Annotated in this window: 19 protein-coding genes; 4 read left to right on the top strand and 15 right to left on the bottom strand. The window is 37.4% G+C overall.

Annotation, left to right across the window (positions count from 1 at the left end; translation table 11 throughout):
• Positions 1-60: 60 nt before the first annotated feature.
• The 7 genes from VBZ51_RS16965 to VBZ51_RS16935 form a co-directional block, all read right to left on the bottom strand.
• Entirely contained in the window at positions 61-1,152 is a 1,092-nt protein-coding gene (locus tag VBZ51_RS16965) for a mandelate racemase/muconate lactonizing enzyme family protein (protein WP_416577697.1), read from the bottom strand.
• On the bottom strand, positions 1,152-2,606 hold the full coding sequence (gene aldA / locus VBZ51_RS16960; RefSeq protein ID WP_416577696.1) for an aldehyde dehydrogenase: 1,455 nt from the start codon (positions 2,604-2,606) through the stop codon (positions 1,152-1,154). Before aldA ends, VBZ51_RS16965 begins: the two co-directional genes overlap by 1 nt.
• A 19-nt stretch (positions 2,607-2,625) precedes the next feature.
• The gene (locus VBZ51_RS16955) at positions 2,626-3,396 is read right to left on the bottom strand and encodes an SDR family oxidoreductase (protein ID WP_416577695.1); all 771 of its coding nucleotides are present in this window, start codon (positions 3,394-3,396) and stop codon (positions 2,626-2,628) included.
• A gap of 25 nt (positions 3,397-3,421) precedes the next feature.
• The gene (locus VBZ51_RS16950; RefSeq protein WP_416577694.1) at positions 3,422-4,438 is read right to left on the bottom strand and encodes a zinc-dependent alcohol dehydrogenase; all 1,017 of its coding nucleotides are present in this window, start codon (positions 4,436-4,438) and stop codon (positions 3,422-3,424) included.
• Between the two features lies 1 nt (position 4,439).
• A complete protein-coding gene (locus VBZ51_RS16945) occupies positions 4,440-5,585 on the bottom strand; it encodes a glycoside hydrolase family 117 protein (protein WP_416577693.1) in 1,146 nt (381 codons plus the stop codon).
• Between the two features lie 938 nt (positions 5,586-6,523).
• Entirely contained in the window at positions 6,524-8,170 is a 1,647-nt protein-coding gene (locus tag VBZ51_RS16940; protein ID WP_348429342.1) for a hypothetical protein, read from the bottom strand.
• Positions 8,171-8,479: 309 nt separating this feature from the next.
• Positions 8,480-9,526, bottom strand: coding sequence for a family 16 glycosylhydrolase (locus VBZ51_RS16935; protein WP_416577692.1), 1,047 nt, complete (start codon positions 9,524-9,526; stop codon positions 8,480-8,482).
• A 291-nt stretch (positions 9,527-9,817) separates the two neighbouring features.
• Between VBZ51_RS16935 and VBZ51_RS16930 the strand changes: the two genes are divergently transcribed.
• From VBZ51_RS16930 to VBZ51_RS16920, 3 genes are read left to right on the top strand one after another with little or no spacing between them, the layout of a single operon-like run.
• Complete coding sequence (locus VBZ51_RS16930; RefSeq protein WP_416577691.1) at positions 9,818-10,801, top strand: TRAP transporter substrate-binding protein; 984 nt, start codon at positions 9,818-9,820, stop codon at positions 10,799-10,801.
• Positions 10,801-11,268, top strand: a complete 468-nt coding sequence (locus VBZ51_RS16925) for a TRAP transporter small permease (protein ID WP_215997874.1) — start codon at positions 10,801-10,803, stop codon at positions 11,266-11,268. Before VBZ51_RS16930 ends, VBZ51_RS16925 begins: the two co-directional genes overlap by 1 nt.
• Positions 11,265-12,542: a TRAP transporter large permease gene (locus VBZ51_RS16920; RefSeq protein WP_416577690.1), complete on the top strand. Its 1,278-nt coding sequence runs from the start codon at positions 11,265-11,267 to the stop codon at positions 12,540-12,542. The genes VBZ51_RS16925 and VBZ51_RS16920 overlap by 4 nt, the downstream gene beginning before the upstream one ends.
• Here the strand turns inward: VBZ51_RS16920 and VBZ51_RS16915 are convergent.
• Genes VBZ51_RS16915 through VBZ51_RS16895 form a run of 5 tightly spaced genes read right to left on the bottom strand, consistent with a single transcriptional unit; the run spans position 12,525 to position 17,189 of the window.
• Positions 12,525-13,334: an alpha/beta hydrolase gene (locus VBZ51_RS16915; RefSeq protein ID WP_416577689.1), complete on the bottom strand. Its 810-nt coding sequence runs from the start codon at positions 13,332-13,334 to the stop codon at positions 12,525-12,527. The genes VBZ51_RS16920 and VBZ51_RS16915 overlap by 18 nt on opposite strands.
• Positions 13,335-13,337: 3 nt before the next feature.
• On the bottom strand, positions 13,338-14,456 hold the full coding sequence (locus tag VBZ51_RS16910) for a Zn-dependent alcohol dehydrogenase (protein ID WP_416577688.1): 1,119 nt from the start codon (positions 14,454-14,456) through the stop codon (positions 13,338-13,340).
• Positions 14,446-15,714, bottom strand: coding sequence for an NAD(P)/FAD-dependent oxidoreductase (locus tag VBZ51_RS16905; RefSeq protein ID WP_416577687.1), 1,269 nt, complete (start codon positions 15,712-15,714; stop codon positions 14,446-14,448). Before VBZ51_RS16905 ends, VBZ51_RS16910 begins: the two co-directional genes overlap by 11 nt.
• A 7-nt stretch (positions 15,715-15,721) precedes the next feature.
• The gene (locus tag VBZ51_RS16900; protein ID WP_416577686.1) at positions 15,722-16,030 is read right to left on the bottom strand and encodes a 2Fe-2S iron-sulfur cluster-binding protein; all 309 of its coding nucleotides are present in this window, start codon (positions 16,028-16,030) and stop codon (positions 15,722-15,724) included.
• Position 16,031: 1 nt separating this feature from the next.
• Complete coding sequence (locus VBZ51_RS16895; protein WP_416577685.1) at positions 16,032-17,189, bottom strand: cytochrome P450; 1,158 nt, start codon at positions 17,187-17,189, stop codon at positions 16,032-16,034.
• A gap of 198 nt (positions 17,190-17,387) precedes the next feature.
• Between VBZ51_RS16895 and VBZ51_RS16890 the strand changes: the two genes are divergently transcribed.
• Positions 17,388-18,233: an AraC family transcriptional regulator gene (locus tag VBZ51_RS16890; RefSeq protein WP_416577684.1), complete on the top strand. Its 846-nt coding sequence runs from the start codon at positions 17,388-17,390 to the stop codon at positions 18,231-18,233.
• Positions 18,234-18,235: 2 nt separating this feature from the next.
• Here VBZ51_RS16890 and VBZ51_RS16885 read toward each other — a convergent pair whose 3' ends face one another.
• Genes VBZ51_RS16885 through VBZ51_RS16875 form a run of 3 tightly spaced genes read right to left on the bottom strand, consistent with a single transcriptional unit; the run spans position 18,236 to position 22,285 of the window.
• Positions 18,236-19,633: a c-type cytochrome domain-containing protein gene (locus tag VBZ51_RS16885; protein ID WP_416577683.1), complete on the bottom strand. Its 1,398-nt coding sequence runs from the start codon at positions 19,631-19,633 to the stop codon at positions 18,236-18,238.
• An 8-nt stretch (positions 19,634-19,641) separates the two neighbouring features.
• Positions 19,642-20,772, bottom strand: coding sequence for a twin-arginine translocation signal domain-containing protein (locus VBZ51_RS16880; RefSeq protein ID WP_416577682.1), 1,131 nt, complete (start codon positions 20,770-20,772; stop codon positions 19,642-19,644).
• 10 nt (positions 20,773-20,782) lie between these two features.
• Positions 20,783-22,285, bottom strand: a complete 1,503-nt coding sequence (locus tag VBZ51_RS16875) for a DUF1501 domain-containing protein (RefSeq protein ID WP_348429330.1) — start codon at positions 22,283-22,285, stop codon at positions 20,783-20,785.
• Position 22,286 lies beyond the last annotated feature (1 nt).

Genomic DNA, 22,286 nt, shown 5'->3' with positions numbered 1-22,286 from the left:
GTTCATGCTTATAAAAGCATTGTTAAAACAAGTAATACTCTCACTTAAACGCAGTTAATCCTAGCTCTTGTGAGGGGCTAATTTTTCCCAATCGAAAATGACCCCGGTACCCGGAGTTTCAGGAGCTACCGCCCTATGATTTTCAACAACCAAAGGTCTTAAGGTATATTGATCGATGGGAAAACTATGTACCTCTAACCAACCTGCATTGGGTTGAGAAGAAACAAGACTTACATGAAGTTCTTGCATACCATGACTACATACCGGGATATGATGTTCCTGCGCCATTTTTGCCACTTTTAACCAACCTGTTACACCACCGCAATTAGAAGCATCCGGTTGAATAAAGGATAGTTTGGATTGTGCAAAGGCATATTCAAATTCATGAATGGTATGTAAATTTTCACCCATGGCCAAAGGAAAACCGGTACGATCAACAATTTCGCCAAATCCTAAATAATCATCAGGTATAATCGGTTCTTCAAACCAGGTAATATCATATTGTTTAAAGCCTTCAATAGCTTTTATCGCTTTTTCTACGGTCATAGAATAGTTGGCATCGACCATAAAAGTAACATCCGGACCAACAAACGCACGTACCGCTTTTATGCGTTCTAAATCTTCTTCTAAGTTTTCCCTTCCTATTTTAATCTTAACGGCATTGAACCCGCTATCCAAATAGGTTCTCATATTATCCAAAAGCTTAGGAATAGGAAATTGAAGATCTATACCACCACAATATGCCTTACAGGTATTGTCTGCACCGCCGGCCATTTTATATAAAGGTTTATCGGCTTTTTTACAGCGAATATCCCAAAGGGCAATATCTATGGTAGAAATGGCAAAAGAAGCTATACCTCCTCTACCTACATAGTGAATATGCCATTCCATTTCTTCATATAGTTCTTCAATTTTAGAACCATCCTTACCTATTAAAAAAGAGGTGAAATCATGCTCTACCATAGCTTTGGTAGCGTGCCCGCCTTTACCGCCGGTATACGTGTAACCAGTGCCTTCAGTACCGTCCTCCAAGGTAATTGTAGTTGTCACCAGCTCAAAATGCGTATGGTCGCCGTGCTTGGCATCGTTCATTACTTCTGGTAAAGGAACCTTAAATAATTGACAATCTACATTTGCTATTCTTGTACTCATTATGCCTTATGTCTTACGTAAAACGTTTTCTTTTCCATATACTGCTCAAATCCGTATTTACCGTCTTCACCACCAGAGCCACTTAACTTATATCCGTTATGAAAACCTTGGTGCTGTTCTCCATGACCACGATTCACATAGATTTCACCATATTCAAGTTCATCGTTGCAACGCATGATCTTATTCATGTCATTGGTAAATACCATTGCCGCCAAACCATATTCACAGTCATTTGCAAAGCCTACAACCTCATCAAAATCCTTAAATTTCAACACAGGTAAAATAGGTCCAAATGACTCTTCATGAACAATGGTCATATTTTGGGTTACATCGGTCAAAACCGTTGGTTCAAACCAATATCCTTTATCAAATTCACCTCCGGACAAACGTTTACCACCAGTGGCAATTGTTGCACCCTCATCTAAACTCACTTTGACCAAATGCTCCATATGCTCCAATTCGCTTTTGTTTACCTTTGGTCCCATATCTGTATCCTCTAGCATTGGATCACCCACTTTTAACGCTTTGGTCTTTTGAATAAATTTATTCATGAATTCATAGTAAATATCTTCATGAACATACATACGCTCATTACAAGTACATACTTGGCCACAATTGTCAAATCTAGAATGTAGGGCCGCATCTACGGCCGCATCAATATCAGCATCTTCAAACACTATAAACGGAGCCTTTCCACCCAATTCCAATTGTACGTGCGTTAGGTTCTGTGCTGCCATTTTTGCAATTTGTTGACCTACAGGAGTAGATCCTGTCATGGTCACCATTTTGGTTATAGGATTTTCTACCAAGGCAGTACCCATAGCTCTTCCCGGTCCTGTAATAATATTCAACAAACCATCTGGCAAACCAACTTTTTTAGCTAAGTGCCCTAACTCTAATGTTGCTAGCGGAGTTTCTGAAGTCGGTTTTACCACGATAGCATTTCCTGCTACCAATGCCGGACCAATTTTTCTTCCGGCCAAAGCCAAAGGAAAATTCCATGCCGTTATAGCAACTACTACTCCACGTGGTATTTTTTGAATCCAAATTTGTTCATTTGGGTTGTCTGAAGGAATGATATCACCTTCAATTCTTCGTGCTCCCTCACAAGCATATTCTATAAAAGAAGCGGTTACCGCAACTTCCATTTTAGCTACTTTAAGCAACTTACCCTGTTCCTTTACTAAAAGCTCTGCCAATTTATCGGCATTCGCCTTTATTTCATCGGCAAATTTATACAGAAGTTCCGCTCTCTTTCTGGCAGGGACTTTTTTCCACTCTTTCTGTGCCCTATCGGCTGCTTCCAATGCTTGTACAGCTTCCGCAACCGTTCCATTTTGAACCTTTGCGTAAACCTCCTCAGTTGATGGATTTATAATATCGATGGTTTCACCAGAGGTTGAAGTAACCCAAGATCCATCTATAAACATTTCGTATTCTTTTATTGATGCCATTTTTCTGTTTTTAGTGTGATTATCTACCCATCCAACCTCCGTCTACCAGAGTGATGCTTCCATTCATATATGCAGCCGCGTCCGAAGCCAAAAAGACTACGGGACCTGCAAAATCTTCTGGCTCTCCCCATCTTCCTGCCGGAATTCTAGCCAAAATAGAATTTGCCCGTTCTTCGTTATTACGTAATGCCTCTGTATTGTCCGTACTTATATACCCGGGTGCAATGGCGTTGACATTTACTCCGCTACCGGCCCATTCGTTGGCAAAGGCCATGGTCAACTGACCGATCGCTCCTTTACTGGCTGCATAGCCCGGCACAGTTATTCCGCCTTGGTAGGTTAACAACGATGCCGTAAATATTACTTTTCCTGCACCACGGTCAACCATTTCTTTTCCTATTTCCCTGGTTAAAATGAATTGTGCATTTTGGTTTACCTCTATCACTTTATCCCATAACTCGTCTGAATGTTCAACGGCTGGGGCCCTTAATATGGTTCCGGCATTGTTTATCAAAATATCTATTACAGGAAAATCGCCTTTAACGGCTGCAATAAAACCATATAGTGCTTTTCTATCACTAAAATCACACGCATAGGCTTTAAAATCTCTGCCCAGTGCCTTTATTTCCTTTTCAACATCGCTACCGCTTGACTCTAAAGTAGCACTTACACCTATGATATTTGCACCAGCCTCCGCAAGACCTATCGCCATGGCTTTACCTATGCCTCGCTTACAACCCGTAACCAATGCCGTTTTTCCTTTTAAACTGAATTTATCCAGTACTCCCATTTTCTTATAAAGTTTTAGTTCTTAGTTATGATTGACAATCCATCAAGACTTTTAGTCCGTCAGGGTTTTTATCTATATTTTCAAATACGGTTTGTATGTTCTTTAGCGGTTGCACGTCCGTAATCATTTCATTGAATGGCAATTCATTCGCCGTAATTAAACGTATAGCCTGTTCATAATCCTCTTTTTCATACACTCTTGCCCCTATTAATTTAAGTTCTTTCCAAAAGAATTTAAATAAGTCTACTTCTTTCTTTTGCCCATGTATAGCTACCATTACAATTCTACCTCTAATACCGGCAACCTCTGTCATAATATCCAATGCAGGTTGAACTCCTGCAACCTCGAATACAACATCTGCCCTTTTATCATCGGTCTTGCTTTTTACATAATCTACTAAGTCCGTTTTTATAGGGTTTACAGCATCAAGTCCTAATTCTTTTGCCTTGGATATTCTTGTTTCATTTACTTCAGATACAATTACCTGTGCCCCTTTTTCCTTGGCTACCAAAGCAACTAAAAGACCTATTGGGCCACCGCCCAAAACCACGGCGGTCTCACCTGCCTTTAATTCACCCATTCTTACATCATGCACTGCTACTGATAAAGGTTCTATCAATGCCGCCAATTTTAAGTCTGTTTCTTCTTTTAATTTATGAAGTGTAAATGCAGGTACGTTCCAGTACTGTTGCATGGCACCCGGACTATCAATACCAATAAACTTAAGCTCTTCACAAATATGGTTGAACCCCTTGTCAGATGATTTCACCTTTCTATCATCCAACGGTCTAACCACTATTTTATCGCCTACTTTGAATCCGTTTACACCTTCACCTATAGCGTCTATGGTTCCGGACATTTCATGACCAATGGTCTCAGGTATGTTTACACGTTTATCCATCATACCATGATAAATATGTACATCTGTACCACAAACGCCTACGTATGCCACTTTAATTCTAACTTCTCCTTTTGCTGGAGCTTCTATTTCTTTTTCTATTACAGAAAATGTTTTATCGCCTTTGTACTGTGTTGCTATCATTTTAAATTGCTTTTTCTCCTATTGCTGTATGTGATGTTTTATTATATGACGAAAACCGCTGTATACTTTGATAATCGTCGTTATTGTATATATGGGTCAAACCCCATCTTAATATTTCTGTTGGATTACCCCCGGTATCCGCAGTCCTATTTAAACCTATGGCATGTGGCGGATTTTGAATACTCGCCACAATTTCAAAATTGATACCATCTGGAGACCATTGTATGGTATTTTTCTCCGGTCCGTCCGTAGTGATCAAAGATGCTATTCCATCATCATAGGGCCATACACAGATTTCATGACCGCTATTGCTGATGGGATTATATACCGACTTTTCATAAGGTCCTAACGGATTATCCGCAATAGCAACCCCATGTCTAATTTGACGTCCGCCGAAGTTTATTTCCTCACCCATTTGTTCGCCTTTGTAATACAAATAAAATTTGCCTTTATACGGTAAAATGCATGGATCATGTACTTTATGACTATCAAAGTCCCCTTTTTTTTCGACCTTAAACCTATTATCCTCTTCACCCAACCAAATTCCGTTATCAGCAGGTGAAAGAATTGGCTCCGGTAATTTTTGCCAAGGACCATTAGGGCTATCTGACCAAGCCAAACCAACTTGATTTTTCACCCGAACCGTATATGGACTTTTAACCGTTTGATAGCTCAGGTAGAATTTATCATTATGCTTCATTACCTCTACCGTAAAAACAGAACGGTCATCAAAAGAGCCAGAATCTCCTCTTTTTACGGCGATACCTTCTTCCTTCCATGTCCAGCCATCTTTAGAAGTTGCATACCAAATATCGCAACGGTCCCATGGAAAAACCTTATCCTTCTCAATATTGCCTGCAAAACCCTGCGTAGCACCTAAACTTTTGCTATACCATACGTAGTATTTGCCATTCTCTTTAATTATAGCACTTGGGTCTCTTCTACAGACACCTTCTTCATATGCCAAATCTCCCAATAAAGGTTTAAGTTCTTCAAACTCAACAAACCATTCATTACCAACCTCGGGCCATTGTAATGCCCGTTTAGATGCCGCACTTAAATATTGTGCATTGGTAATCCCCAATTTGTCTAGCTTAATTTTTGGGATTTGACCTTCTTTAATGGTTGGTTTATTTATGGTTTGCATGGATTTTTTCCATATTGATTATTACTATATTGTCTATTGCAATCATCATTTTAAATAGAAAATGAATTATGTCTTTGTCAGAAAGAAAAATTATTATACTTATCAATTGTGTACATTTTACTTCGCAACAATTTCATATTCATATTTTTTTCCATAGACAATTATCATTTCGATAATGAGAAGCAATTTAGAAATAACCGTTCATCTACTTTAAAATAGACACTCAACAAAAACTGGACATACAATTAATTCAACAAAACGATTCTTCTACGTTTTAACTCCGTAGCGGTAAACTACCTCTTTCACACACCTTTTTAAGCACCATATCAGCTAAGAGATACTACAAATGATCAATCCTATTAAAAAATCTGTTCAATTAATATTTAAGGTATATAACTATCAGCAACTCATTTTTTTTCCTACCAATACAATCCATAATTATTAAATATATCCACTAGATAGAACATACAGTCCAGTTTTTGTTCAGGTGAGTTTTTTTAATGTGATTTATATCCATATTCCAGAGACAAAATGGTTTAGACAATGACAGCCTAATTGACGCTATTTACCCAGAGACTTTTAATTCATTTTATCAAAAATCAAGCATAATATGAATTGCCAACATTATTGGATATTAAATATGACCAAGTTGAAGATCCTGAAAAAATGTTCTACTATAATTATATAAGAATAGAAGATCAACCAAAACTACATTGAAGTAATGCTTAACAGCAAGACTAATAATTAGTTTCAATAAGAAAAAGTCTGACAATAATTTGAATTAATGCCATGAGATAATTTTGAGAGAACTTATTCCCAACCAAAGTCGGCTAATTTGATAAACAAATATAATAACCCCTTAAAACGCTTAAAGGTCTATGATTATAGACTACCGAAAACATCAACAATTAAAATGTTGAAATTATCTTTAAATTCATTTATAACTGTGCTATAAAATCTTCAAGATTTTCCTTTCTTTCCAGTTTCAATTTTTTACGCAATCTATAACGGGTAGTATGCACAGATTCTACTGAAATACCTAACAGCCTGGCCATATCTTTACTGGAAAAATTCAATTTAATAAGAGCACAAACCTTATGGTCACTTTGAGTAAGATTAGGGTATTTTTTGGTCAATTTTTTATAGAACTTCTCATTAACAGCAGTAAATCTGAGTCTAAACTCCTCCCAATTATTATTATTGTTTACAGATATGGTCCGTAACAATTTATTTATCTCAGATTGCTGTAGATTGTCTTTATTGGATTTTAATTTTTCTTTTAAGTCTTTTAAAAACTCGTCTTTCTCAACAAGCTGTAACACAGAAGCGGCTAGTTCTTTATTCTTCAATTCTAAAAGTTCGTTAGCTTTTTGTATTTCCAATTCTTTGTTTCGTCTAATCAGCTGTTTTTCTAACTTATGCTTATTACGAAGGTGCCTAAAAAAGAAAAATGCCAATATTAAAATAAAGACTATAGTGCCCAACAAAATTACACGCTGCAACATTGAAATTTTCTCTTCTTGTTTTAGCTTTTCAAATCGCTGTTGTTGTATTAAATCTAATTGCCGTTGTTTTTCAATTCTAAATTCATCCCGAATTTCTAACATGGATTTATTCTTAGAACTTCGACCATCAAAAAATAGTGCATCTAAATTCTTTGCTATTTTTAAATTCTCATATGCTTTTTGATAATTACCTTGCTTTACATAATGTTCCGTTAAGCGTTCGTAAATAAGTGGTGTAAAATCAATATGCCGCTTATACGTTTCTGATGCATTAATAGCTTTTTCATAATATTTTACACTGTTATTTAAATCACCTATATTCTGTAAAACATCACCCCAATAAGTATAGACCAAAACCATATATGATGGTCTATTTTCTAGAAAATATGGTTCCAAATTTTTAAACAACTCCAGTGCTTCTTCATTATGCCCTGTTTTAGATAAGATAAATGCCTTTTCAAAGTTCAATTGAGGCATAGGCAATTGATTCTTTACATCTTTATAATAAATTAAACAACTGTCTAAATATTTACTTGCAAGTTTTGGCATATCAAACTCGCGATAGGTACTTACAAAAGCAAAGTAATTGAGGACCAAATAAGCGGGGTCTGCATTGCCTTCCTTAACCATATTTTTTTTGATGTTCAATGCCTTGTTCAAATACTTTAGAGATTCCTTTTCTCTTTTATAAAAGCTATAAAACCTACCTAAACGCCATGCGATCAAGGCGTCTAAAGAATCATTCTTTACACGATCCGCTAAAAAAAGGGATTGCCAGAACACATCATAGGAATTTGCATACTCTGCTCTATGGCCGTAAACATCTGCCAACTGCATTAAAACATCAATCCCCTGTAAAGTATCTCCCTTTTGAAGCAAGGTTTCATGTCTTTTTCGAAGTTCTTTAATTAACTCTCCAGAATTCTCATATTTTTTCCCTTTTGAATCTAAAAAGAAATTCTTACCGCTTTCATTAATATCGTTGGCTCCTTGGGCAAGTACGACACTACTAAATAACCAGAATGTTCCAATTACAAAAGAAATAATATTTGAATATAAACTAGAAAAAAGGTGTTTCAAAACTGTACAAATAGGAAGTTATTATACCTTTAAATATACAATAACTTATTGATTATATTTTTTATAAAAAATGCTAGACAAACAGAATATTTTTTAAAATAAACCATATAAAAAGTAAATAACGGAGATACTTGTTTTTCATAATATTTTGATTTTCAACATATTAATTCACGGAATATGATAAGCTATACATTTACTACCTAATTGGACAATATCATATACTAGACTTCAGTTGCAACAATAAAGAAAAACCAAAAAAAGAGCATGGTAACAACCCCATGCCCTTAACTCAATTAAATAAACTAACAACTATTTTTCCACTGGTTTGTATATTCTTATCCAGTCTACCTTCAGCGTATGGCCTTCAGTATCTGAAAGCTCATTATCCGTTGGTGTATATGTATCCGATTGATTTCCAGATGCTGGACTAGATCTCCAGTCCTGATCTTCCACATCTATAATAATATCCATTTCTTTACTTAATCCTGTACGTGTATCAGCACTGTTATCGCCTGGGTTCGTTGCATTTGTGTAAAACAAAGGATCAATTTGATCTTTACCAGATACGGTCCTAATCAACTCCCCGTCTATATAGTACTCCAAATGCCATGGGTCTCTCCAGTATACACCATAAGTATGGTAATCCTCTCTCCATTTAATATTATCTTTCATAAACCATGATCCTGCATCTTTAGGCTGATAATCTTGAAATGGGTCCCTTATAAATACATGGTGACTAATATGCATTCTAACTTCATACCATGAATGGCTCGCTTGGGCACTTTCTGAATATGCCGCTCCATAAGCTTCCATTATATCTATTTCTTGTGTATCATCTGGACTTAACATCCAAATACCGTTGGCTAAAACGGAGTTCATGATTTTAGCTCTCGCCTCTACATAAACAGGATATTGAACCCTCGTTTTATTCGTAATGCAACCTGTGCTTATTTTATCTGTACCTGCTTTTCTTTTCGCCAGTATTTGCAACAAACCATCGGATACAAATGGGATATCCCTACTCCATTCGGTCAAGCCCGGTCCAGACCAATTATTATGGTAAAAGTCATCCCATTTATTAAAAAAAGCATCGCCTTTATTTCCTGCTGGTGCCTCATATTCAAAATCATCCGAAAAATCTTGAAATTTCCATTCCAATCCTGAACCGGGATCCGCAGGAACCGCCATTGTACTGTAATCTTCTTCTGTCTCTTCCTCTTTCTCCTCGCCTTCTTTTGGATCCGTATTGTCCACTTCTACATCAGGAGTTTCATTAACATCCGAACTAGAATTACAATTAGATGCCGTTAGCAAAAAAAGAAATAATGAAGACAGTATTAAAAATTTAAATTTCATAAGTGAGTTGATTTAAGCTTGGTTGAAAACCGATTTCAAGGTACAGTTATATGAATAAAAACCTCAATTAAATAACTAGACAAAAACTGACATAGTCCTGAACATTTACTGATACCTATATTATTGAATTAGATGTACACAGACCTAATTACAGGACTTACCCCTTAAAAACAGCGCAATCCTGAAGGAAAAATATCTAGACCAATAAAATGAATGTAAAAATCCACACTGCAAAAACCATCAAAAAAATGTATTTTAAAGGTGAATTGCTCCAACTAAATCGACCATAAAATGTTCTTAAAAAGAATAGTACGCCTATTTCTGTCGTTCATGATAATCAGCTTAACGAGCTGTAATTATAACGATCAAGAACCCTATGTACTAAAAGCAAGCCTATTGGTTAATGAAGACCACTCTTGGCACAAAGCTTTTATTTTTTTTGGTGAACGATTAAAGGAAAAATCCAATGGACGATTAGTATTGGAAACTTTTCCTTCTGAGCAACTTGCCAAGGAAGTTGAGGCAATACGTATGATACAGGCCGGTGTATTAGATATGACCACCACTAGTTCCCTTCTTAGTAATTGGACAGAAATAATGACCTTTTGCGAGTTACCTTTTCTTTTAAAAACTCCTGATGATGTTGAAATTTTGATGCAAGGACCTTTGGGAAAACGTATATCCAAGGAAATGTTAGAGAAAACAAGCTTAAAACCTTTGGGCTATTTTCAAGCTGGTGTAAGACAACTAACTTCCAACAAGCCAATTAACCACCCAGATGACCTGCAAGGTCTAATCTTGCGCGTACCCAATGTACCTTCTTTTGTATCTGCTTGGGATGCTTTAGGTGCAAAAACTACACCTATGGCATTTTCTGAAGTTTTTACCTCTCTACAACAAGGAACCATTGATGCGCTAGAAAATCCTTTGGCACTTATTAAGGTTTCCGGATTTTATGAGGTTCAAAAGTACGTGAACCTTACCAACCATGTAGTTAGCTGGTCATACCCCGTTATCGGTGAAAAATCGTTTCAGAAATTACCAGAAGACCTTAAAGCTATATTCTTAGAAGCATCGGAAGAAATGATTACCTACCACCAGCAATTATTTCTTGAAAATGAAAAGAAAATCAGAGAAGAACTTGAAGCAAAGGGTATGGTTTTCGTCAATGTGGACAACGCCGCTTTTATAGAAAAATGTGGCACAACAATCTACGATACCCTATCTCCAGAAATGCAAGAAATATATAACACTGTAAAACAAGATTTACCTTAATGTCTTTATTTAAATTTTTCAGAAAAGCAATGAAATGGGGTACTATCATAAGTACCTTACTTTTTGTTGGCATTACACTTGTTCAAATTTACGGTCGATTTTTTATGACCAAGGCACCTTCTTGGACTGAAGAAGCCGCCAGAGTTGCATTTATCTATGCTATTGCCTTTGCAGCAGGTTTGGCAGTTAGGGGTGCTTACTACGTTAATTTTGGATTCTTGGTCGAAAAATTCAGTCAAAAAAATCAAGACCTTATTCAATATTTTATCTGGATCATCACTTCTCTTTTCATTCTAGTTTTTACCTACCACGCTTTTGAATTCATAATGATGGGGACCGTAGAAAAATCTCCAAGCTTAAAATATCCAATGGCCATATCGTTTTCAGGAATTGCAATTATGGGTATTTCTATTCTTGTTCATCTTTTAAAGGAAAAACCAAAAAACACTAAAATGCCTAAACCATGATCGTTATACTTCTTGTCGTCTTCGTCATATGTTTATTATTACGGTTTCCCATAGCTTTTTCATTAGGAATTTCGTGCATGGCATTTCTTATTTTCAATGGTACCGACCTTATTATCATGCCCATGAAAATGTATTCTGGCATAGATGTTTTTGTATTGTTAAGCATACCAGGATTCATTATTGCAGGAAACCTCATGAACCAAGGTGGACTTACCTCTAAAATCATTAAGTTCTGTAATCATCTTATTGGGCATGTACCCGGTGGTCTAGCCTTGGCAAATATTGGTTCTTCAATGTTATTTGCCGGTATTTCTGGTACTGCTATTTCAGATACTGCTAGTATAGGTTCCGTTATGATACCTGCTATGAAAAAAGAAGGTTATGATGCCGATTTTGCCTGTGCCGTAACCGCTTCTTCTTCTACCGTAGGACCAATAATTCCGCCAAGCGTTCCTATGATCATTGCGGCTACCCTAAGTGGTCTTTCTGTAGGTAAATTATTTTTAGCCGGAGCCTTGCCCGGGTTATTATTGGGTGTAGCGATGTTAGCGCTCACCTACTACATTGCCAAAAAAAGAAAATATCCAAAATACAAGCGAAGTTCCTTTAAACAGATATTTACAGGTTTTATAGATACATTCTGGTCTTTGCTAATGACGTTCATTATCCTTTTTGGAATCATTGGTGGGGTATTTACACCTACAGAAGCATCCATAATTGCGGTACTCTACGCTTTTTTGGTGGGCACTTTCGTTTATAAGCGACTCAACTTTAAAAAGACCATGGCAATTTTAATAGATGCCATGAAAACTTCAGCCAGTTTAATGGTGCTTATCGGTTTCGCCAATCTATTTGGTTACATATTGGTTTCTGAAAAAGTTCCTCATGAGATTTCAAATATGATTCTTGGCTTTTCAGACAACAAATATGTGGTACTATTACTTATAAATTTGCTCTTAATATTAGTTGGTACGTTTATGGAAACTATAGCGGCACTTTTAATTCTGTTTCCTATTTTATTAAAGGTAGCGTTAAGTGTAGATATTGACCCTATTCACTTTGCAATTATCGCATTACTGAACTTGATCATTGGTTTAACTACACCACCATTGGGGGTGTGTTTATTTGTAGCATCTGGTATTGGAAAGGTGCCTTTAGAAAAGGTAAGTAAAGCAAATTTACCGTATTTGGGAATCAGCTTTTTATTACTGATTTTGATTACCCTATTTCCACAAATAACACTGTTTTTACCGGACTTATTTATGGGCGATTGAGGCATTGAAGAACAAATAGGTTTTACGTATATGTTCTTGCCAGTATTCCCATTGATGACCGCCCCTAAATTCAAAATATTCATGCGGTATTCGCAATTCGGTTAATTGTGCATGTAAATCTCTATTACCAGCGATTAATTGGTCTGATTTGCCACAATCAAACCGTAACGGTGGCAATGAAGTTTTGTTATCGGCAATCACATCTAGCACATTGGGTTGACTTGCATTTTCGAGATAATTACTTAAAGGTTCTTCTACAAAAAGTTCCATTTCCTCTAATTTGGTAATGGCACTGTGTGCTGAAACTGCACTAAACTTATCAGGATACATGGCTCCCAACCGTAATGCTCCATAACCCCCCATAGATAAGCCGCCAATGCAAAGTTTACTTTTTTTACCTGCTTCCGGAATATTTTCTTGGATGGCCAAAGGCACATCTTCAACAATCCATTTCGCAAAGTCCTTGTTATGATGTGGAAAATAAGCAGAACCATCTCCCCACAATCCATCGGATGGCATTGCAATAATGGCCGGTTCTATTTCTCCATTGTTCATCATTTCTTGTGCTGAAATATGTGCACCACCTTTTAACGCCCAAACCCAAGCACTACCGTATACGCCATGTAACAAAATATAAATGGGTAAATTGGTTAGCGGTTTTTTTGTCTTAGGTACAAATACGCAAATATCTCCCCTACCCTTTAAATTTGGGGTTTTGACGGTTAAAAATCGGAGTCCGTCAAATTCTAATTTAGTATCTGAAAGTTCTATGGTTCTAAATGATCCTTGCATAGCTTATTTAAAAACGATGACACCTTTTGCATTTTTCCCGCTTAACATATCATTAAAAGCTTCGTCAAGTTGGTACAATTCATATTCTTTGGTTATCATCTCATCTAACAGTAAATCTCCTTTTTTATACAAACCCATTATTTTTGGAAAATCTATTTGTGGCCTACATTTTCCATAAAGCGGATTTATATAAATTTTGTCCCATTCGAACAAGCGCATATCTATGGTTATTTCTTCTTCAATTCCACTAACCTGAATAGCCGTTCCCGCATTACGCACCATAGCCAAAGGAGCTGCACCTAATGCAGGTATGGCGGTACATTCAAAAGCATAGTCCGCCATTTTATTTCCTAGAAGGTTTTTTACTTGGGATGCCGCATTCAATAAACCCACATCCTTTTTTTGAGTTAAAATAACATCCGTTGCCCCAAACGTTTTGGCCATTTCCAATTTAGTGGGGTTAATGTCTATCGCAATAATCCTATTGGCTCCTGAAATTTTACAGGCGTTGATTACACTTAAGCCAACACCTCCACAACCCAAAATTACAGCTGTGCTACCTGCATTTAATTTTGCGGCGTTTACTACAGAGCCGTAACCCGTCATAACCCCACAACTAACTATGGCGGCAGCTGAGAAATTCAATAATGCCTCTTTTACCTTCACCAAAGCTGACGCTTTCACCAATACATATTCGCTCAAAGAGCCTAAATTAAAGGAACGTTCTATTGCCCTGCCCCGCCATTTTGTACTTTCTAACGTTGCATGCCCAGGCGTATGACCGTTATCACCTGCTACTACAGGAGAGTTATTATCACAAATATGCTGATTGCCTTCTTGGCATTGAATACAGTGCATACACGGTGTTGCCCAATTTAAAATGACTTGGTCCCCCACTTCAAATTCTAAATTACCATTTCCCACTTTTTCAACTATACCCGCGCCTTCATGCCCCATAACTATGGGTTTGCCCCAAGTAAGGGAATCGTAGTCCGTATGACATAGTCCGGCAGCCTTCATTTTTACCAAAACCTCATCGATCTTAGGCTCATCAATTGTAATGGTATCTATTATAAACTTTCCATCACCAGTGGCAACAGCTGCTTGTACTTTAATGGGCATTTGTTTCGGTTTTTATAAAATTATTCGGCTTAAACGGAATTGTATTATCTGCAATTTTCAATTGATCCACATGTATCTTGTTCTGGATAAATTTACCCCCAAGAACAAAAGCTTTCCCATTATTTACGGCATCTACCGCAATAAGCGCATCATTTTTAAAATACCAAATTGAAAAGCAATCTTTCTTATCTGCTTCGGTACGTATTACCATATATGTAAATCCTTTTGATAAGCCAACCATTTGCAATTTAACATGATATTGATCTGACCAAAACCACGGTATAGCATTATAGTTTTGTGTATTGCCTACAATATTACAAGCTACAATTTTAGCTTGATCTACGGCATTTTGCACACTTTCCAATCGCATCCATTCCTTATAGGTAGGATGATAAAATTGTGCTACATCACCAATGGCATATACATCTTCCACTGTAGATTGCAAATTCTCATCTACCTTAATACCATTATTAATTTCTGCCCCAATTTCTTCCGCCACAAATGTATTTGGCTTTACACCAGTACCAACAATCAAAACATCGGCAGTAAAAACATTACCGTTATTACATTGTATTTCTATAGCAGTATCTGTTTCTTTTATTTTAATAGCAGAGGTACCTGTGTGAATTTTCACCCCGTTTGCCGTATGTAATTCTTGAAAATAATCGGCTAATGCTATGGGGGCTACACGTGCCAAAATACGTTCTTCACGTTCTAGAACGGTAATCTTTCCGCCCAATTTCCTTAATGATGCAGCTGTTTCCAACCCAATATAACCACCTCCAATGATTACCACTTCTTTATTGGTACTTGTTTTAAAATCTTGCTGTATCTGTATGGCATCTTTCGAACTGCGCAACACACTTACTTTTCTACAGGCCTCTATACCTTCAATGGGTGGTACGATCGCAGAAGCCCCTGTAGCGATTACAAGCTTATCATATCTTATAATTTCACCATTGCTCAAAATAACGGACTTCAGTTTTTTAATTACCTTGGTTACCTTAAGACCTAACTGTAAAGTGATTTCTTCTTCTTGGTATCGCTCTAGTGCAAACAGCGGTTTAAATTTCGTTGCCCCTTCCTCTTCTTTTGATAGATATTCTTTTGATAAAGGCGGTCTATGGTAGGGCAAATGTGCATCGGCATCTATTAAATAAATATTGCCTTGCCAACCTTGCTTTCTAAGTTCCATAGCGCAATTAGCACCCGCATGGCTTGCCCCAATAATTACGCAATTTAAATTTGTAGTATCCACAATTGATTTAATTTGCCACGCTTACTGTAATACCATCAACGGCTGCGGAAATAGGAATTTGACAACATAGTCTACTATACACCGTTACATGATCATTAAACTCCAACATATCTGATTCTATCTCTGTTGGTGCATCTAATTTTTGATAGAATTCTGGTGCAACATGCACATGGCAGGTGGCACAAGAACAGACTCCACCGCAGGCCCCATCTATACCAGCTACCTTTTGCTTAACCGCCAACTCCATTAAACTACCACTATTGGCTTCTAGTTGTATTTCTTCTCCTGCTTTAGTGATGTAAGTTATTTTTGCCATGTTATTTTGCGTTTAATCTTATAGTTAATTTATCAAAACCCACTTTTCGTTTATGATCTCCCCAATCTTCAATATTTTCTACAGCATCAATAATTTCAATAGTACTTACCTTTTCAGTCAATATTCGTAAAAACACCTTCATTAATTGTCTTGCATGTGTTGCCCCTAAACATTTATGGGCACCAAAACCGAAAGCTACATGCGGATTCATTTTGCGATCTAAAACAATCTCGTTTGGATTTTCAAATACACTTTCATCTCTATTGGCAGATGCCCAACATAAGGATACCCGGGTATCTTCTTTTGCAATATGCCCGCTAATTTCCTGCTCCTCTTTTACCACCCTACCCATGTGGGTCAATGGTGAAAAGTAGCGCACAAATTCCTCTATTGCCGTATTTACTAACGCAGGGTTATCGTTTAATTTCTCAATTGCTTCTGGGTGTTCGGCTAAATAACATATGGTATTGGTCAAATAATTAATAACGGTATCCCTACCTCCTGCAAAAGTTAAAATAAGCACCCCTTTTACCTCCTCTTTGGACATTTTACGACCTTGATATTCCGAGTTCAGTAAAACGGAATACAAACTATCATCTGGAGCTGCTATAGCTTTGTCTATTTCGGCATCTATATAATCGTATAAAATAGAAGCCTTATCCGCATCTAAATCAGAATCTTCACTTCTAAACACATGCGTTCCCCAAGAAATCCAAGTTTCAGCTTCACTTAAAGAAATATTCAACAACAAGGTCAATGCTTTTGATTGTATGGGTAAAGACAATTCTGAGATGACTTCTATAGCTCCTTTTTGCAATACACGATCAATCTCTGCCTCAACAATCCTTGTTAGTTTAAATTCATAATCGGTATCTAATGGGCGTTTGAACCAATCTTCTAACAAGGCGCGATATTCTGTATGCTCAGGCGGATCTACTTCAAAGGGAATTTGTCTAGTATCCCTAATATTTACCTCTGACGGAACCACTATTCTACCGGGCTTTGCCGCTGAACTAAAATCTTTTGCATTATGCGCCGTTTTCCTCACATCCTTAAAACGAAGTAACATAGTTACAGGATCATCTTGATCATTAAAAGGGCAGGTTCCTTTAGACGCTCTAGTGTCTTTAAAGGCATCAGAAAAAATGCTTGCGCTCATTTACATCTCTAGTTTTGATTATTTGTAGATCACAAAGACCAAAAAGTATTGACTCTATACATTTAAACTGGTCTTACTACAAAAATCATCATTATTTAAATTTCATTTATAATCTATATTTGCAATTAATTAATCTATATTGTCGTATTATCTTAAAATAATTAAAACATACTGATTGAATAGTACATAAATTTAAATATGAAACCACAATTAGAGGCCATACCATTTTCAGAGAACAGTAACATTTTGGCTTACCGATTTGTGGATAGCCATTTTGATGCTCCCTGGCATGTGCACCCTCAGTGCGAATTAACCTTTATTGAAAAAAGCAAGGGCACTAAATTTATTGGGGATTACGTAAGTGGCTATGAACCGGGAGAATTAGTACTTTTAAATTCCAACCTACCACATTGTTGGAAAAACGAGAATAATGCGGATGAAGAAAGTATTTCTATCGTAATTCAATGGAACAAAGAGATATTTACCTCAATACCCGAATTAGCAGAATTACATAATATGATGCAACAAGCAAGTAGAGGTATTCTATTCCAAGCAGCAACGACCGCAACTATATTATCAGACCTTAAGTCTCTTCCTCAACTAAAAAGTGCAGAACAATATTTGGTCTTATTATCCATTTTACTTAAACTCTCCAAGGCAGAATTCTTTTTGCTATCCAATGCAAAATTTACCAAAGAACTTCCTTGGGAACATAATAATAGAATGGCCATCATTCACGATTTTGTTGCTACAAACTATCACGACCCTATTAGTTTACACCAAGTTTCAAATATGGTCAACCTATCTCAACAAGCATTTTCCCGATTTTTCAAAAAAATGATGGGGCGTTCATTCTTTGTTTACCTTAATGAATATAGAATAAATTTAGCCGCCAAAATGCTGATTGACACTGACATGACCGTTGCAGATATTGCCTATAAATGTGGTTTTGAAACCCTGCCTTTCTTCTTTAAGAAATTCAAAACTCAATATAACACCACCCCTAACCTTTACAGAAAGCAGCATGCAACCAAAGCACCTTAAAATTATACGCCAGAAACAACCTCTAAATTAGAATTCTTGGAAAATTGCTCAATTTCATCTGCACTTACCTGTGTTTGCCAGATGTAAACCTTTTTTAGGTTCGCCATTTCACCTAGCATAGGTAACAAATTGTTGGTCACATTAGTCTTATATATATTTAACGATTCAAGGTTTTTTAAAGTTGTAAGCGGTTGTAAGGATGTATCTGTAATTGTCGTATTGTCTAACACTAATTTTCTAAGATTGGTAAAACTTGTAATCTGAACAAGAATGGCATCAGAAAGTTCATTCCCGCCAAAATCTGCCCACAGTATTTGGTCTTTCAGAGGAGCTAACAATTTAAAATTTTCTTCCCACTTGTTGATATTCTCCGCATTGATCTGTCCGTCCTCTAGAGTGACCTCTACCAAACCGGAACCATCTATAAGCTCTTTCACCTTAAAACCTTGTTCGGTAATGGAATGTACAACTTCCATATTCAAAGGGTTTGCTGTTGGTAAAACATCAGTTGAGCCATGTGCCATGCCTGCAGCTGCAAATCCTAAGGTAGATGCTGCATAAGCTAAAACATCTTCTGGCACCTCGGTTTCACCTAACGTGGTCAACTCATTGGCTTGCCCATGTTCTATCCAAAATTTAAGTAAGGCACTTTCCTGATCCGTTAATGGCGTTTTACCTTCTGGCGGCATAACATCCTCATGGTTTACTGGCAGGTTTATTCTTCGTATCAATTCTGACCCTTCAGCATCGCCAGGGGTAAAAATTGATCCGTCATCACCACCTACCATTAAAGCTTCAAAAGAATGCATTGCAAGACCTCCTTTTTTCTTGGATTCATTATGACAGCTTACGCATTTGGCTTCAAATATAGGTTTGACCAAATAAGGATAAACAGTTGCATCTTCAAACTTTGCCAATTGGGGCAAAGGCTCCTCTTTTTCTCTGAATGGCGCATATTTCACCAAATAATCTTCCCCATGGGTTAAATTTCCGCCATAGTGCCCTGTTAAACTTAATAATATAACCATTACTGTTAATAAGGCCAGATTCGGTTTTGCCTTTTGTAAAAATGCAATTTTAAGCTTACCCGACTTTACCGCCCAGGCAAAAAATGCAATTACCGTAGTACCGATACCGAACCAAAAATGTCCGTTCAGCATATCTTCATCATAACCGCCACTTTGGGATAACATATACCCCAAAATACAGGCTACGGCACCAGAAATAGCCCCAAATAAAAGTGCCAATGGTACAGCGGCGTTTAGGTGCTTCATTTTGGTATAATTATCCGCAAGTTCCAATACCAAGGCAAACATTAAAAACCCGATAGGTAAATGCACCACTAATGGATGAAACCTTCCTAAAAACAAAACAAAATCTGAAACTTCTTGCATACTCATTATCGATATTAAACTCGCTCTAATTTATAGGGAGCGGAATGATTGGCGTTCCATTGACAGATGTATAAATTCTTATCTTCATCAACACAGACATCATGACCGTGTAAAATGGGTCTTTCTTCCAATTGATAGCTTTTTTGCAACACCCCTTTTTTATATTCCGGTTCAGTACCACCAGGATTGGATACTACCTTATCTCCTTCCATTATGGTCACAAATCCGGTATGGTCTTTCCAGTTGGTCTTGCCTACTTTGGGTTGCGACCAACAAACACCCGCATACAAATTATCGTCATCAAAAACCGCCCTGCATACCTGCATATTGGGCATTTCTATAGTTTTCACATATACACCATCTAAGGTGTAATATTTAAAACACTCTTGTGACCTTGAAGTTACTACTACCATAGGGTTGTCTTTGTCCCTATAGTCTATAGCTACCCCGTGGGCACTTACCAGTTTGTAATTGGGATCCGGATTGTCCATTCCGCCCCAATGGCGAATATATCTTCCATTACTATCGTATTGAATAATTCTACTTTCCCCATAACCATCGGCTACATAAATATCACCGTTAGGTCCTATGGCGGTTTCCGTTGGGCAAAAAGACTCGTAAGGTTTATACACGCCAATAGTCATAGGGTGACCAATATCAAACAACACTCTACCATCTACGGTAGTTTTAGCTACACGACCATTGTGTTTTACCATTTGGTTGCCTTTGCCTAAAGCCCAACCAGAATCGGTAATGTAAAGCATATCTTCCCCTCCTTCGTCATGTAAGGTCAACCCATGACCTCCTTGGTAGGCGGTGCCCCAATAATCCAGTAATTTACCTGATTTGTCAAAAATCAAGATGTTGTTCTGAGGATGGTCTCCTACCATAATTAACCTTCCTTTGCTATCCATCACCATTTCATGGCAGTTCAACAAAGGAATTCTGGTAGCGCTAATCTGTGCCCAATTTTTAGTGAGTTTATACTTGTAATCACCATGGCCCAAAATGGTTTCCGTTTCATTTAATAAACGATCTGAATTCTTTTTAGAACTAATAACCGTAGCGCCAAATGCCATAGATGTAGTTGCCATGGCTGTGCTAGCCAACCCAGTAGTTTTAATAAAATTTCGTCTTGTGGACATAATTGGTTTGTTAGGTTAAAATATCTTTGACCACATGGCCATGTACATCCGTTAATCTAAATCGTCTACCTTGATGTTTAAAGGTCAAGCGTTCATGATCAACACCGAACAAGTGCAATAAGGTAGCGTGAAAATCGTGCACATGTACCGGATTTTCGGTTACGTTGTAACTAAAATCATCGGTCTGCCCGTAAGTTATTCCCGGTTTTACGCCTGCTCCCGCCATCCACATGGTAAATGCTTTTGGATGGTGGTCTCTACCGTAATTCTCTTTGGTCAATTGCCCTTGGGAGTACACCGTTCTACCAAATTCGCCGCCCCAAACCACCAAGGTATCTTCTAACATGCCCCGTTGCTTTAAATCTTTGATCAAAGCCGCTGTGGCCTGATCGGTTTGTTTTGCCTTGAACTTAACCCCACCTGGACAACCAATATGTTGATCCCAACCTTGGTGGTACAATTGCACAAATTTCACCCCTTTCTCCAATAGCTTACGCGCCATTAGGCAGTTGGCCGCATATGTGCCCGGATCTTTACTGTCCTTACCGTACATTTCAAAAATATGCTCTGGCTCATCTTTTGTATCGGTAACTTCGGGAATAGAAGTTTGCATACGAAAAGCCATTTCGTATTGAGCCATACGAGATTGTATTTCTTTATCGCCATAAGCATCATGTTGAATCGCGTTTAATTTCCCTAGATAATCCAACATTTTTTTGCGATCGTTGCCGTCATAATTATCAGGATTATTCAAGTATAATACCGGGTCTTTACCAGAACGAAATTGCACCCCTTGATGCTCTGTGGGCAAGAAACCATTGCCCCACAAACCGGCTTTTAAAGGTTGTCCTGTACCATTTTTACTTATTAATGTAATGAAGGTCGGTAAATTTTCATTATCAGATCCCAAACCATAACTCAACCACGAACCTATTGAAGGCCTACCTGGCAATTGATGACCCGTTTGCATAAAAGTTACGGCCGGGGTATGATTTATTTGGTCTGTTTGCATAGATTTCACAAAACATAGATCGTCGACTATTTCAGCAGTATGTGGCATTAGTTCACTAACCCAAGCACGTGATTCGCCATATTGTTTAAAATTGAATATAGACGGTGCCACGGGTAAGGTAGATTGGCTACCACTCATACCTGTAAGTCGTTGACCGCCGATAACGGATTCTGGCAAATCTTTACCGAACATATCTACAAGCCCAGGTTTATAATCGAACAAATCTAATTGCGATGGACCACCACTTTGAAACAAGTATATAATTCGTTTTGCTTTGGGCAAATGATGGGGCAGACCAAGCTTGTTCTGCGTGAAATTGTTTAATGCTTCTCCTTGATTGCCAATTGCCCCCCATGCCTTATCTGCACTGAGCAAACTGCCCAATGCCATAGCACCGATACCTAAAGAAGTTTTCTTTAAAAAATGCCTACGGTCCAATTGTTTTTCAATCTCTTGAAAATCCCTATTATTTGAACGTAATGTATCATGATGGTCGCACATA

This window comes from Maribacter sp. HS, assembly GCF_048059195.1.
Lineage (GTDB): Bacteria > Bacteroidota > Bacteroidia > Flavobacteriales > Flavobacteriaceae > Maribacter > Maribacter dokdonensis.
This window is presented reverse-complemented; position numbering and strand designations above follow the sequence as displayed.